This is a genomic window from Paenibacillus sp. J22R56, assembly GCF_056269375.1.
Window position 1 is genome coordinate 317,266 of the sequence record NZ_JBWDNV010000004.1, and the last position, 14,377, is coordinate 331,642.

Below are 14,377 nucleotides of genomic sequence, written 5' to 3' on the forward strand. Positions count from 1 at the left end.
GACGGGTGTATGATAGAGGGGTTGTTACATAGAAGTAGAAATTCTTCTTCATAGAAAGGAAGGAATTACACAAATGACATACTTAGCAGACAAATCTCGTTATGAAGGTATGAAATATTTCCGCGTTGGTAAAAGCGGACTTCGACTGCCGGCTGTATCGCTTGGCTTATGGCACAACTTTGGCGGGACTGACCGTCTGGAGAACGGACGTGCAATGATCCACCGCGCTTTTGACCTTGGTATTACTCATTTCGATTTGGCGAACAACTATGGTCCACCTGCTGGCTCCGCAGAGGAGACTTTCGGGAGAGTACTGAAGCAGGACATGGCTGCTTACCGCGATGAAATGATTATTTCGACCAAAGCGGGTTACTACATGTGGGAAGGTCCTTACGGCGACTGGGGCTCCCGCAAATATCTGGTCTCCAGCCTTGATCAAAGCTTGAAACGAATGGACCTTGAATATGTAGACATTTTCTACCACCATCGTCCAGATCCAGAAACACCGCTTGAAGAAACAATGTCCGCGCTTGACCATATCGTGCGTTCGGGCAAAGCTCTTTATGTTGGTCTGTCCAACTATAGTGCAGAGCAGACAGCTCAAGCTTCTGCAATCTTGAAGGAGCTTGGTACGCCTTGTCTGATTCACCAGCCATCGTACTCGATGTTTAACCGTTGGATCGAGAATGGCCTGCAAGATGTACTGGATCAAGAAGGTATAGGCTCTATCGTCTTCTCTCCGCTGGCTGGCGGTTTGCTGACGAACCGTTACTTGGACGGTATTCCTGCAGATTCCCGTGCAGGCGGACCTAGCGTCTTCCTAAACACAAATGCTATTACAGAGGAGAAGCTGGACAAAATCCGCGCATTGAACGAAATCGCTCAAGGCCGCGGCCAATCCCTCGCTCAAATGGCTCTCGCATGGGTGCTTCGCGGCGGCCGTGTAACCACAGCCCTGATCGGCGCAAGCCGAGTCGAGCAAATCGACGACAACGTTGCGGCTCTGAACCGCCTCGATTTCTCCGAGGACGAGCTGAAAGCTATCGAGACCATCCTGGCGTAGAGGACTATCTGCGTTCGGGTTGAGGGATGTATCTCCTCTTTCCTCTCATCGATATTTTTATAAAACAGTAGTGAGGCTGCCATTAATTTGGCAGCCTTTTTTAGTACCCTTAGCTACGTTGTACTTTGTACAACGTAGCTGTCAAAGATAATAACCGCTCAAGGCTACGTTGTATTTCGTACAGTAGATTCATCCCAAAACCAGCAAACCTCTCTAGATTGAATGTATTATGCTGTATGCAATACAACATAAGCCCTTAAATACGCTCAAACCCCTCAATTATACTGTACAAAATACAACATGCACGGCGGGACTGGTGCTGAACCATTCGACAGATGCTGAACCTACTAACAATTCATTTTTTCATGTGCTAGGCTACGCTCCTAACTACCATCAATGAGGCAACCTCATTAATTAGTGATGTAAACTACACTAATACTTCTCCAAAACTAGCTAGTTTTAGATTAGTGATCTAAACCTCACTCTATTCACACCGACCCTCACTAAGAGTGAACCTAGACTCACTGTTGGCGTAATAGCAAGTGATTAGCTGTTTTAATGGCGAAATGCCTCACTAATTAGTGAAGTTGGCTCAGAGTTGGTGTGTTAGTTAGTAGATTGCTGTGAAGATGGATTTATTGCAACGTGGCAGGTAAGAGATAACGATGCTGGAGCTGTATGGTCAGTGCCGATCGTTGAGTAAATGGAGTTTTATTGGGTTTGAAAAGGTCTGAGTGATAGATAGTATAGGCTCGCTACCCTAGCGAGAAGTAGAGAGGTTTACGGCTGTAAGCCGCCAAGGCACGGAGGCGGCTTGTTCTTTGCCTTTCCCTAAAGAATCGAGGACGATTGGAGGGGAATGTATCTCCTGGAGGAGCGGAGCGCCTGCCTTTGTGTACACTTTGCCACCATTGAATATTGTTCAAGCAAAGTGTACACAACAGCAGCCGGAAGGAGATACATTCCCGCAATGAGCCAACCGATCCTAATAAGCACCCGCAAATCGTCTATCGATATCGCCCCCTCCTGACGATATAATACATGTAGATTTACTAGGAGGGATCACTCGCGTGAACAACTTATCGCTGCGGACCAAGGGCCTGCTGATCATCGTCTTAATCACCTTAATTCCCCTCGGCATCGCGGGAGTGATTAATTACATATCTATTAAGAAAGAAATGGTCCACACCGCCTCCGAGAGAACGGCCAGCCGTCTGAGTGTTAGTGCCAATTACTTGGCATCTTGGCTGCAGATCCGGCGTGCTGAGGTTGTTGTAATGAGCCGGACGGATGTGGTGCGATTCGGGAGTGATTCGGATAAGCTGAAATATTTCAGGCAGGAGCTGTTCCGCTCCGATTATACCTATCATGCGATAGGGTACATAGATAAGGACGGATGGGGCATTCGTACAAATGGTGAGCCGGTCGATATGAGCGGACAAGCCTTTTTCCAGGGAGCGCTCAAGGGCACTTCAACGATTACGGACTTGTTCCTGCCGTCCTTTGATGAATTGAAACAATCGCTGATTGTTATTCCGGTCTATGATCTGGAAAACAAGGTTAGTGGCGTGGTATATGCCTCGATGCCAATGTCTACGATGTCGCCTTATTTTTTTGTAGATAAAGATCCTTCATCTGAATTCTGGCTTTACAACGAGCGGGGAGTCGTGCTATTCCACTCTTATTCCACAGCGGCAGGCGTTAAGCTAAGCGCAGGTCTTCTTAACGGAGAGTCTGGTCTCAAGCTGGATAAGCTGCTCCAGCCTTCCGGCAAAACGGAGGTCATGCGCGGGAAAGAGAAACATGTTTTGTTTTATATGGATGTAGATAGTGCCGCTCCATGGCATGCCGCGTTGGAGATTCCGAAAGCAAACTTGAATAAGGGCTTGTCGAAAGTATTATGGTGGACGTTCGCAACGATTGCGTTGTCTGAGATCGTTATCGTCATTCTTTTCTCGTTATATTTCAACACGATCATTAACCGGTTAAAAGAGATTCTTATCGTCACGAAGAAAGCAGCCGACGGCCAGTTCGAGGCAGAGCATCTGTCACAGGAACCGGGTGATGAGGTTGGCAAGCTGGCTGAATCGGTCAACGGCATGATGGAGCATCTGAAGGATATGTTTGGCCGTCTTGAAGCGATTATTACGCAGAACGAATACTCTTTTATTTTGCTCGATGAGAATTATCGTGTTACTTACTTGAATCAGGCTGCTGAGAAGCTGATCGGTTACAAGACGGAGGAACTGATAGGCCATGCGACACCGCTACTGTTCATGGATCCAGATGAAATTCGCCGCGAGGCGGAGCTGTTGTCTGAGAAGCTGGGTGTTCACGTAGAGCCGGGGCTGGAAGTGTTCAAGATGCTCCGTCATGTGAAGTTCTCTTATGAGCGGCAATGGACCTTTGTCCATAAGGATGGAACCAAAATTCCGGTTCGCCACTTCTCTAACGGATTGAGGGATCAGCAGGGCCGTCTGACCGGGATTCTTGGCATGGCTTACAATATTACGGAAGAGGTTAGAGTGGAAAAGTCCCGCAATCTTCTGCTCGATATCATCGGATCGGCCAAGGATTTGATCGCGTCCATCGATCATAACGGAAGTGTGATCTACATTAATAAAGCCGGTAAACGGATGCTTGGCCTGCCGCTAAACTACAAGCCCAAAGATTACAAGAGTTACGTAGAGTCTTCTATGTATGTGTATTTAATAAAAGGCTCCCGAATTGCCGTGAAGTCAGGCTACTGGGAAGGGGAAGCCGAGCTTCTGACGCAGGCAGGGGAGAAGATCAATGTTTCCCTGGTTATCGTTGCCCATCCTCATGAGAATACCGGTGAATTCTACTTCTCTTGTATTGCCCGTGATATTACTGAGCAGAAGCACATTCAAGAAGAGCTGATGCGTGCAACAAAGGAAGCCGAACAGGCGAATGCGGCAAAAAGCAGCTTCCTCGCCATGGTCAGCCACGAGATCCGTACGCCGCTTAACGGCATTATTGGCCTATCGCAGCTTATGCGCCGCACAGGGCTGTCGGCTTCGCAGAAGGACTATATGGACAAGCTTGGTATCTCATCCGAATCCCTTCTTCGCATCATTAACGATCTGCTTGATTTCTCGAAGATTGAAGCGGGTAAAGTTGAGGTAGAACGGATTGCCTTCCATCCACAGGAGCTGCTTAGCCGTCTGACGGATCAGCTCTGCATCTTTATGGGTGGAAAAGAGCAGTTTGAATTTATTTTTGAAGTGCCGGAGAAATTGCCGTCGTCTCTCCTCGGTGACCAGATGCGCTTAGAGCAAATCCTGCTTAACTTGTGTATGAACGCTATTAAGTTCACCGAGCGTGGATATGTGAAGCTAATCATGAACATGGTAGAGCAGGGACCAGATGGACTGAAGCTTCAATTCACGGTCGAGGATACGGGCATCGGCATGACCAAGAAGCAGATCGACAAACTGTTTGTCCCGTTCACACAAGCAGATGGATCTACGACCCGTAAATATGGAGGTACCGGATTAGGTCTTGTTATCGCCAATGCTTTGGTAAAAATGATGGGCGGCAGGCTGCAGGTAGACAGCGAGCCGGGGATTGGAAGCCGGTTCAGCTTCGCTTTAACGTTCCCTGTCTTGCCTTCAGCTGTAGAAGAGGAATTGCAGATCAGCAAGGAGTTGGTGGATCAGCCAATCTGGATCGTAGAGGACAGCGACGAGATGCGGCTCCATTGGAGTGAGCTTACGGAGTCCTTTGGTTTAACACCAGTACCTTTCTCCTCATGGGGAAGCGCAAGGGAGAAGCTGCGCCGGATCGGCGCTGGGACTATGCCGAAGCTCATTATGCTGGACATGGAGATGCCCGATATGTACGGTGCCGAAACCTGGCTGGAGTTCCACAAGCAAGCTTCGGCGGCCGGGGTGAAGACGATTGCCCTCACGACCTCGTTCGGCAGGGACGAGCTTATGCAAATGCCGGACTCCGGCCGGCCTTACGCCATTTTAACGAAGCCGGTGACTAGGCATGCATTATTCCACGCTTTAAGCGGTACGCTCGACCAGAGGCAGGCTAAGTTTAATGATTGGGAAACCGGTGCGCTTGAGACAGCGGCAGCCGCAGACTCTATGGACAAAGTGCGAATATTGCTTGCAGAGGATAATCATATTAATCAATTGGTTGCCATTGAGATGCTGAAGGAGCGGGGCTTCGAGGTCGGGCTTGCTGAGAACGGCCGGGAAGTGCTGGAGAAGCTGGAGCAAGAGAACTGGCAGCTGCTGCTGATGGATATTCATATGCCCGAGATGGATGGCATGGAAGCTACGAAGCTTATTCGAGCGGATTCGAAATTCGATCAGTTGCCTATCATTGCAGTAACGGCCAACTCCCTTCGCGCGGATCATGAACATTATCTGCAGCTCGGTATGAATGGCGTAGTAACCAAACCTCTTGATTCCGAGCAGCTGTATCTGGCTATCACGAATCTGTTAACTAAGAAGAAGTTCCCGGTACTGCAGGATACATCATGGCGTACGGAAGGCAATCCGCTGCCGATTCTGCCAGGTATTCAGATCGAGACGGCACTTGCTAGAGTAAGCGGCAAAATATCCATTCTGCGGCATATGCTCGACCATTTCGAGAAGGATTACGCGGATTTTGCAGATAAGCTTATTCATGAACTGGAGAATGGCCAGTATGTGACGGCTAAACGAATGATTCACACCCTTATGGGAGCAGCGAGCCATTTGTCAGCTAATGATGTGGTACAGGCAGCAGCGTTGTTAAATGAGATTTTGAAGCGGGAGGATGAGCAAGAGGATTGGCGGACAACTGCAGAACAACTGAAGCAGGAACTAGAGCAAGTAATAGCTGGACTTCGGAATAAAGCGATTTCACAGTTCGACAATATCTCCTAACATTTTGCTAACATTATATTGTTAACCTTTCTATTCGTATTGTATAGTAGAGATAGATTTATATTTTTTGACAGGAATCTTCTTTCCCTAAGGGGGTGGCGCCGGTGAATAAAGTTTTAGTAATTGAAGATGACGTCATGATGAGGGATATGCTGTCGATGTACTTATCGGAAGAAGGATATTCGGTTATGCAAGCGGGGACTGCTGAAGAGGGTTTGCGGATCGTTCAGGAGTTTGTTCCTGATATCGTTCTGCTTGATTTGATGCTTCCCGATCTGGATGGTATGGAGGTTTGCGCTTCTATTCGTGAACGATCGCATGTGCCTATTATGATTTTATCGATGAAGAGTGAAGTATCCGAACGCGTTCAAGCTCTGAAAGCGGGAGCAGATGACTATATGTGCAAGCCGTTCAGCATGCACGAAATGACGGCAAGAGTAGAGGCTTTGATCAGGCGTTCCCACTTTAGTAACGCTGAAATTGCGAGCGCTGAAGAAGTGGTGGAAGCGGACTTTGCACCGATACAACTCGATGCCGAGCGCAGGATGCTCCTTGTAAGAGGCAAGCTGATTGAGACGACCTTCTCAGAATTTGAGATGATGAAGCTCTTCTTGTCCCACCCGGGTAAGGTGTTCAGCAGAGAAGAATTAATAAATACGATCCGAGGGTTTGATTCTTTTGTGACAGATAGAGCGATTGACGTCCATATCGTAAACCTTCGTAAAAAAATAGAACAAAATCCAAGAGAGCCCCGTTTAATTCGTACGGTATGGGGCTTTGGCTACAAGTATACAGCCGATAACCTGGATTCTGGTCAGGATCATGATTAATGTAAGCGACTGGAAGATCACCTCCGCTGCAAGGTGATCTTTTTTGTGTCTATCCGGCGACCGCATGCAAATACCTAACATACTTCTAAAGAACAATCCGCTATTTTTCTAATACTTATATGGGACTATAGGATTAACAGTTATGATAAAAGGATGGTGTAGCAATCGTGCATTTGGCCAGTTTACCTGAACGGCAGGAGGCGTATGCTCAGCTGGAGGTGGCTTTGAGTCGCGCGCGGGCGTCAGGCCAGCGGCTTGTAGTGGCGTTGATTCAGATCGATCGTTTCTATGGTGTGAATGAGGCTAAAGGCTTAGAAGCAGGCAACCAAGTACTGGAGAGTATCGGCGGACGATTAATGCAGGCGGGATCGGATATAGCATTCGTCTCTTTAATCAGCGGCGATACTTTTCTAATGGCTAGAGAGATCGGCTATTCGCAGGCGGAATGTGCAGGTGCGGTAGAAGCGATGAAATATGCAGCGCAGTACCCGATTGAGTATGAAGGTACCGAGCTCAACCTTACGGCCAGTATTGGGACATGCCTGTTTCCGCAAAATGGGCGGACAAGTGAAAGGCTGCTTGGTCATGCCGAGACAGCACTCTTCAAATCGCGGGAGCAGGGCGGCAATCGGATTACCTTTTACAGCGAAGAAGAGACTAAACAGATGAACCGCTGGCTGGAGATTGGCGCAGCCCTTCGTCCAGCCCTTTACTTGCGGCAGTTCCATCTGAGCTTCCAACCAATCTTCCGCACAGACAGCGGACGGCTTCGCGGCTTTGAGGCGCTGATCAGATGGAATCATCCTGAGCTGGGTACGATCTGGCCGGGAGAATTTATCCCAATTGCCGAGCAGAACGGACTTATTGTACCGATTGGAGAATGGGTACTGCAGGAGGCGTGCCGGATGCTTGCTGGGATGCAGGAGTACCGCCAAAAGGAACTGGTTATTTCGGTTAACGTGTCTCATGTTCAGCTTATGGATGGAGCGTTCTGCAAGATGGTGTCCCATGTGCTCAGTGAAGTCGGGATCGAGCCGTCCTCGCTTGAGCTGGAAGTGAAGGAAGACGTCATTCTTCACTTCACAGACCAAACATTATCCGTGCTTAGCCAGCTGAGAGCATTAGGCGTAAGGATTACGTTGGACAATTTCGGGGAAGGGTACGCTTCTCTGGTTAACTTAAAGCAGCTGCCGATTAACAGTGTGAAGATCAGTAAATCCTTCATTAAGCAGATTGATGTTCCTAGTGTGGAGCGTCATATCGTCGAGGCCATGATTGGGCTCCTGCATAAGCTGGAGATCGACGTAATTGCAGGCGGTGTTGAATACGAAGAGCAGTACGAGCTGCTGCGTGAGTGGGAATGCGATTTTGTACAAGGTTTCCTGCTTGGTTCTCCGATGCAGCCGGATCTGCTGGACATGTCGATCATCCGCAAATCACCACAAACGGCATAAACCGTTAAGAGGATTAAATCTAAAAGCCCTGAATATCTCGCCTTAGGCGAATATTCAGGGCTTTCGTATTTGCAGGGTCAGGGTCAGGGTCAGGGTCAGGGTATAGGGTTAGGGTTAGGTTTAGGTTTAGGTTTAGGTTTAGGTTTAGGTTTAGTTAGAGTTAACTTACTTCCAGATACAGCTTGGTTCCGTCATTATATTGGAATATCGCAACATCGCGGACAACCTCTACCTTCGAAATACGTTTCCATTTCTTACGGAAATCGAAGTTCAATTCCATCTCATACAATTTATGATGAAGTTGTTCAACGGAAGCTGCCTGTTCGTTAACGTAATAAACGGGAACCGAACGGTCTTTGAATGTAATGATTTTCATCATACCATTCACACCTCCACTCGTCTTTTTTTCCAGTTTACTAGAAACGTTTTAGCCGCTTATAAAATGGTCATAAGGTTATTGTTTAGTTTACTAACAGTTTCTTAACAATTAGCTGCTGCTGTAGCTGCCGTATTTTTTCTTGTAATGACCGTGACCATGTCCTTGTTGAGGTGGATAATAGTTACCTTTTTTATAGTCACTGCTGCTGCGGCCGTAGTGTCCATGTCCATAGTTTCCTTGATGACCATGTTTATTATAATGTTTGCCGGTAACGGAACCGAGGAGTTTTTGTAACAAGTGTCTAATCATGTTAATGACCTCCTAAAATGAATTATCATACTAGTGGCCGTGTTCAGGCCATCTGTGATGATTCGTACTTCGTAAGCGTGTACCTTTAACCTTTAATTAAGTCTGTTTCACTCATTTGAAACATTTAAGACTTATAATTTAATACGCATTTGTAAAAAGCAGGTTTCGTTCATCTTCGTCTATTCCGCGTTTGGAATGAGGAACCAAAGGGGATCTGCTCCCGTATGTGAAGGCAAGGAGGGATTCCTATCTGGTGGAAGCGATGGAAAAACAATTGGATGGACTATCCGCTGAGGCCAGGTGTGGTATGGGCTGGGCAATACCGTATTGAGCAGTTTCTAGGTATGGGAAGCTATGGACAGACCTACCGCTGTACCGACCTCAAGAATGGAACTGCCGTGCTTCTGAAGCGGGCAAAACCAAGTAAGCGAGAGATTGGGCGGAGATTGCTAAAGCGGGAAAGTGAAATTCTTCAGCAGCTCAATCATCCACAAATACCGGCTTGGCTGGACTGGGCTGTCCATCGACGGGAGCAGGCGCTAGTGATGGCTTATGTTGAAGGCGAGGACATGGAGCAGGCCATTCTCTTACTAGGAAGAACATATACCGAGCAAGAAGCATTGCTTCTTATTTTTGGTTTGCTGCGTCCCTTACGGCATCTCCATGAAGCGGGTTATGTACACCGCGATGTACGAATCCCTAATGTGCTGTTAAAAGATGATAAGGTACACCTGATCGATCTAGGCTTAGCCTGCCGAATAGGTGAGGAAGATCCAAGTAGACGAGAAGGGGAGCCAAGCGGGTTTGCAGACAGCTGGGGACCTATTAAATATCGTATGCGTTTGCCCAACCCTACTAGTGATTTGTATGGGCTTGGCCATATATTCTTGTTTCTCATGTATACTGGTTATGCACCGGAAGACGGCCAAGAGGAACGGAGCTGGGAAGAAGAGCTGTCACTTCAGCCTAGGGTGAAAAGCTGGGTAAAAGGATTGTTCGAGAGTAAGTGGCATACGGCTGCTGAATGCGAGCAGGAGCTTGCGTATATATTAGCGAATTATTCCGCGGGAAATAACGAATGAAGCTGCAAAATGTCGAATTCTGGTGCGAACCGTTTGCATTTTTTCGGAAAGTTCGCATCCTAAATTTGGCTTGCTGATGTAGCTGAGGGGTGATGGTTACTAATCTGTAGCCCTACGGATATAGCTTTCTACTTTATCAACATGCTTACCGTTACCAGCTCCAGCAAGTGAATAGTTCCATACTTTTAACGTAAAGTGGTCGTTAAACGCAGTATCCAAATCAGTGATAATACGGAACGCATATAGTAGGGCCTGTTCATCATCGCGCCTTATACCGATATACAAAAGGTCACGTGCGTTATACAAATCGGTGTACAGGGCGGTGTCACTGGGTAGCCGTGCTATATTTTCAATGCTCGTAACTATACGTCTTAATTCCTCTACGTCAGCGCCATTATGAAAATCAATCTTCCTTTCCCAACCTAATAAATCATTCAGCGTGGCATATGCATCCGCTATAGCATCGCGTACTTCTAACGTCAAATCACTTGCCTTAAGCTTGGTGTCCGCCGCTACAACCTTATTATTAACGGGATAATACGTATCCTTCGAGTAATTAACACAGGCTATAACCGCCAATATGACAATACCAATAACCAATAATTCAACTATGTGCTTTACCGAAATCATTTACAATACCTGCCTTCAGGGGTTATTGGTTTTATAGAGCGCAAGTCAATGAATATTATCCACTACGACCAAATATTACCACAAACAGTATGTGCTTTGTATATTCAACCCCAAAGTAAAATAATGAACCATGCCGCGCTTTTTTCTTACGCTAATACGGCTCTTGTCTCTATCATTATGATTCATAGATTCATAGGATATAGCACGAACATAGTGTGGAGTGAAGGAAGTGGCGGTATGACATGGGAGGATATCATCGATCTCATTGACCCCAAATTGATGATTGTTGTGGCAGCCTGCTGGGTGATTGGCTATATGCTGAAGCAGACGCCATTCGTACCGGATTGGACCATTGTGTATGCGGTTACGGCGGTTGCAATCATCAGTACTTGCTTCATCTTAGGTTTTCATGTTGAGAGTGTGCTGCAGGGTGTATTATGCGGAGCTGTTTCTGTGTATGGAAGCCAGCTGGTGAAGCAGACGTTTACGAAAAGAAACTAAAGAAAGGCACAGCTGTCCGTGTGACGGACGGCTGTGCCTTTCTTATTTCTAATGCTGGATAACACCGCAGGCGATACGGCTGCCGGAGTTACCGGATGGATCGGTTTTGTAATCATCCGCTTTTTCATGAATGACAATCGCGGTGCCAGCGGCAGGGAGCAGGGAGTTTGGCGCTTCGCTGTCCAGCGATACATTTTTCGAGATAATCTCGGCTGTAACGCTGCCGTCTTTCCCGACCGTAATGTTCGGCAGATCACCGTCATGGAAGCCTTGCGGATTGTCGAAGCCATGCTGTTTGTTCTTCGGATTCAGGTGCGAGCCTGCCGTTTCGAACGTTGGAGCTTCACATTTGCCGACATTATGGAAGTGAATGCCGTGAACGCCTGGAGTAAGGCCTTTGGCCTCAATTTTCAGGTGCACACCGTCCTTTTCCTCTGTCAGTACGACATTGCCGATCTGATTACCCTTCGTATCGATAAAAGCAGCTTTTGCCTCCATCACGTGACTACGTGTGTGGTGGCCATGCGCCTCATGGGCTGATGCCATACTTGCGAACCCGCAGCTTGCGATCAGGAAGCCAAGCGAGCTGAGCATAATTTGTTTGTTCATGTTATCCTCCTTGGGCGTAATTTCCAAGTTAGCTTTTACCATGAGGATAGGGATTATTCATTTTAGCCACATAAATGTTTCACTCTATAAATCTATATATCTATTAGATTTATGCGTTTGAACGGTGTCCACTCGTCCATACGTTCTCTCTTAATGCGGAATAGTATAAAGCATATCGATCGAGAGGAGTGAAAGTAATGTCTGCTAAATTTAAAGTAAACGTTAAAAATGTAAAACGTAGAACGAAAAAAGGTGTTCGTATTTCGAACTGTGGTTGTACTGCGGGGGACCGTGTTGGGGGAGAAATGGACTCTAATCGTGATCGTGATCGTGATCATGACTGTCATAGAAATTCGCGCAGAGATCCGGCTGTTGAAGGTGTTCAAGATGCGGGGAAAGAGCTTAGCAAAGTATTTGGCAAGCTGAAAAGTGAAGAAGTTGCTGAAAAGCTTGTAAGAGCGATCCGTCGCCATGATGCCAGAACCATCCAACATATCGTTGGCTGCGACTGCCGCGTTGTTGATTTCTTCCGTACGAGAAATGCCGATTGTGTACGTGTCAGATGCTCCTTTGGTCCTTATAGAGATGTAGTTGTATCCTTCGATATTTGCGTTAGACGTGCAGTGGATGATATTAGCGATCGTCAAGATCGTCCGCACCATAACGGCTGCTGCTGGTTCTAATATTTTGGCATGAACGTAAGAAAGGCTGCTCCGTGTGACGGAACAGCCTTTCTTTGCGTTCATTATGCTTCTACACTTATTCATCTGCCTATGCATACGATATGTAAGATATCGCTTGTAACAAGCAAGCCTGGAGGCGAATGACAATGCCGATTATCCCAAACTTCCCGCGTGAATGGATGGAGGAGCATACAGTATGGCATCATCAGCATCATGTGACGCCGGGAACAATGCCGCCGCCGGGGTTCGGTGAGCAGTTTTTACGGTTCCACCGTTATTTTATTAATAAAGTGTATAACTGGTTTGATAGTGTAGGCTACGACAGACGGGCCATTGCAGGCTGGCCGCAGATGCCGGCAGGTATTATGCAGGCACCTTGTATGAATCATCAGGCTTTGAACCGGATTCTGTATAACCCACGCTCATTTACTACGCTTGATGAGTTTGGCCGCTTTCTTGAGTCAAGCGGGGTACACGGCTGCATTCATGCCACCGCTGCGCGATTGTATAACAACCCGGAGATCGATAACTTTGACCTCTGCACAAGGCAGACCGAGTTCTACAACATCCATGGCATGGTTGATCAATGGTATACGAACTGGGAAAATGCCTGGGGGGTCAAAACGAGAAGTAAACCGGAACTACCAAGCGGCGTGTCCGTTACGTACAATCGCGCAATGCCCGCATTATCGACGCGTAGTAGCTCGGTTCCCGAGGCACGAATTCAGCAGCTCGGACGGCTCGCGTCACCTTGGATCGGTCACCTTCAGCCGTTAGCTCAACGCCCTCACAAATCAGTTCCGCCAGTTCTCCCTCGAACAAGCGGATCATCTGTTCAACGTCGGCCTCAAACACAGCCGCCACTTCTTCAGCTTGCAGCTTTAAGGCGTCAAGCGGCCAAGAGCACACAAGCGCAAAAACGTCGCTGACTTCGCGGTCAATGAAGGGCACGCCTCTTACTTCACCTGACATTTCCTTGCGTGCCTCACCAAGCGGAATCAGATTCTCGAAGTGTGCAGCTACGCCAAGCTCTTCTTCGATCTCGCGTACAGCATCCTGCACGGTCTCACCAGCCGTTAGATGGCCGGCTGCCGTAATGTCGTAGTAGCCGGGATAGGTATCCTTCCCGGCTTGCCGCAATTGGAACCGCACGTATTGGCGGTTCCCTTCGCGGCGTGTCAGCCAGCAATGGAAGGAACGATGCCAATAGCCAAGGGTATGAGTCTCGGAACGGCTGGCTGTGCCAAGCGGATTTAATTGTTCATCATAGATATCGAAGCGTTCTTCTGCCATGGAGAGAACCACCTTTTTGCCATGAAATTAATTGCTGACTGCTGTTCCTTCTTCCAAGACCGAGGTGCAGTGCTTGCAGCGTGTAGCCTTAATCGGAATTTGGGACAAGCAGTACGGGCATTCCTTCTCGGTAGGTGCTGCGGGAGCAGCAACTTCTTCCGGCTTCATTCTGCGCAGGATGTTAATTCCTTTTACAAGCATGAAGATACAAAAAGCAACGATAAGGAAATCCAGCAATACGTTAATAAACTGGCCGTAAGCGATAACGGCTACGCCGTTTTTGGTCGCCTCAGCCAAGGTATGTATGGAATCCATCGTAACGCCTTCCGGTAGAGGCTTGTCAGAGCCAAGATTAATGAACAAATCCTTGAAGTCCGCGCCTCCGAGCATCCGTCCGATGGGAGGCATAATGATATCGTTGACGAGCGAAGTGACGATTTTGCCAAAGGCGCCGCCAATAATGACACCAACTGCGAGATCGATCACATTCCCTTTAATGGCGAACTCTTTAAATTCCTGAATAATTTTTTTCATGAAGAAATCCCTCCTGCTTCCTACTATTGCCTAACTCTATAAAATCTACTCTACTATATTAGACGATATCGCTGCTGATAGAAAGTCTGCACTTGGGAAGGGCCAA

13 protein-coding genes are annotated in these 14,377 nt (G+C 47.6%); 7 read left to right on the forward strand and 6 right to left on the reverse strand.

What is annotated here, in order from left to right; all coding sequences use genetic code 11:
* Positions 1 to 73: 73 nt before the first annotated feature.
* From mgrA to AC0YNT_RS12160, 4 genes are all read left to right on the forward strand, one after another.
* Positions 74 to 1,063 carry an L-glyceraldehyde 3-phosphate reductase gene (mgrA, locus tag AC0YNT_RS12145; RefSeq protein WP_475804794.1) on the forward strand — a complete coding sequence of 330 codons (990 nt, stop codon included), beginning with the start codon at positions 74 to 76 and terminating at the stop codon, positions 1,061 to 1,063.
* Between the two features lie 1,070 nt (positions 1,064 to 2,133).
* Positions 2,134 to 5,967, forward strand: a complete 3,834-nt coding sequence (locus tag AC0YNT_RS12150) for a response regulator (protein WP_475804795.1) — start codon at positions 2,134 to 2,136, stop codon at positions 5,965 to 5,967.
* Between the two features lie 104 nt (positions 5,968 to 6,071).
* Positions 6,072 to 6,797, forward strand: coding sequence for a response regulator transcription factor (locus AC0YNT_RS12155; protein WP_475804796.1), 726 nt, complete (start codon positions 6,072 to 6,074; stop codon positions 6,795 to 6,797).
* A gap of 167 nt (positions 6,798 to 6,964) precedes the next feature.
* Positions 6,965 to 8,251 (forward strand): putative bifunctional diguanylate cyclase/phosphodiesterase, encoded by a 1,287-nt coding sequence (locus AC0YNT_RS12160; protein ID WP_475804797.1) that lies wholly within the window; start codon positions 6,965 to 6,967, stop codon positions 8,249 to 8,251.
* 160 nt (positions 8,252 to 8,411) lie between these two features.
* Here AC0YNT_RS12160 and AC0YNT_RS12165 read toward each other — a convergent pair whose 3' ends face one another.
* Both AC0YNT_RS12165 and AC0YNT_RS12170 read right to left on the reverse strand, forming a co-directional pair.
* A complete protein-coding gene (locus tag AC0YNT_RS12165) occupies positions 8,412 to 8,630 on the reverse strand; it encodes a hypothetical protein (protein WP_167278445.1) in 219 nt (72 codons plus the stop codon).
* Between the two features lie 108 nt (positions 8,631 to 8,738).
* Entirely contained in the window at positions 8,739 to 8,939 is a 201-nt protein-coding gene (locus tag AC0YNT_RS12170; protein ID WP_167278446.1) for a hypothetical protein, read from the reverse strand.
* A 278-nt stretch (positions 8,940 to 9,217) separates the two neighbouring features.
* Between AC0YNT_RS12170 and AC0YNT_RS12175 the strand changes: the two genes are divergently transcribed.
* Complete coding sequence (locus AC0YNT_RS12175) at positions 9,218 to 10,021, forward strand: serine/threonine protein kinase (RefSeq protein ID WP_475804798.1); 804 nt, start codon at positions 9,218 to 9,220, stop codon at positions 10,019 to 10,021.
* A gap of 99 nt (positions 10,022 to 10,120) precedes the next feature.
* On the opposite strand, the gene AC0YNT_RS12180 is transcribed toward AC0YNT_RS12175, so the two are convergent.
* Complete coding sequence (locus AC0YNT_RS12180) at positions 10,121 to 10,651, reverse strand: hypothetical protein (RefSeq protein ID WP_475804799.1); 531 nt, start codon at positions 10,649 to 10,651, stop codon at positions 10,121 to 10,123.
* Between the two features lie 237 nt (positions 10,652 to 10,888).
* Between AC0YNT_RS12180 and AC0YNT_RS12185 the strand changes: the two genes are divergently transcribed.
* Positions 10,889 to 11,152, forward strand: coding sequence for a phage holin family protein (locus tag AC0YNT_RS12185; RefSeq protein WP_167278449.1), 264 nt, complete (start codon positions 10,889 to 10,891; stop codon positions 11,150 to 11,152).
* 48 nt (positions 11,153 to 11,200) lie between these two features.
* Here AC0YNT_RS12185 and AC0YNT_RS12190 read toward each other — a convergent pair whose 3' ends face one another.
* Positions 11,201 to 11,761: a superoxide dismutase family protein gene (locus AC0YNT_RS12190; protein ID WP_475804800.1), complete on the reverse strand. Its 561-nt coding sequence runs from the start codon at positions 11,759 to 11,761 to the stop codon at positions 11,201 to 11,203.
* A gap of 197 nt (positions 11,762 to 11,958) precedes the next feature.
* Here AC0YNT_RS12190 and AC0YNT_RS12195 point away from each other — a divergent pair, with 197 nt between their 5' ends.
* On the forward strand, positions 11,959 to 12,444 hold the full coding sequence (locus AC0YNT_RS12195) for a hypothetical protein (RefSeq protein ID WP_475804801.1): 486 nt from the start codon (positions 11,959 to 11,961) through the stop codon (positions 12,442 to 12,444).
* A 660-nt stretch (positions 12,445 to 13,104) separates the two neighbouring features.
* Here AC0YNT_RS12195 and AC0YNT_RS12200 read toward each other — a convergent pair.
* Together AC0YNT_RS12200 and mscL are read right to left on the reverse strand one after the other, a co-directional pair.
* The gene (locus AC0YNT_RS12200; RefSeq protein WP_475804802.1) at positions 13,105 to 13,737 is read right to left on the reverse strand and encodes an NUDIX hydrolase; all 633 of its coding nucleotides are present in this window, start codon (positions 13,735 to 13,737) and stop codon (positions 13,105 to 13,107) included.
* Between the two features lie 27 nt (positions 13,738 to 13,764).
* On the reverse strand, positions 13,765 to 14,271 hold the full coding sequence (gene mscL / locus AC0YNT_RS12205) for a large conductance mechanosensitive channel protein MscL (RefSeq protein WP_475804803.1): 507 nt from the start codon (positions 14,269 to 14,271) through the stop codon (positions 13,765 to 13,767).
* Positions 14,272 to 14,377 lie beyond the last annotated feature (106 nt).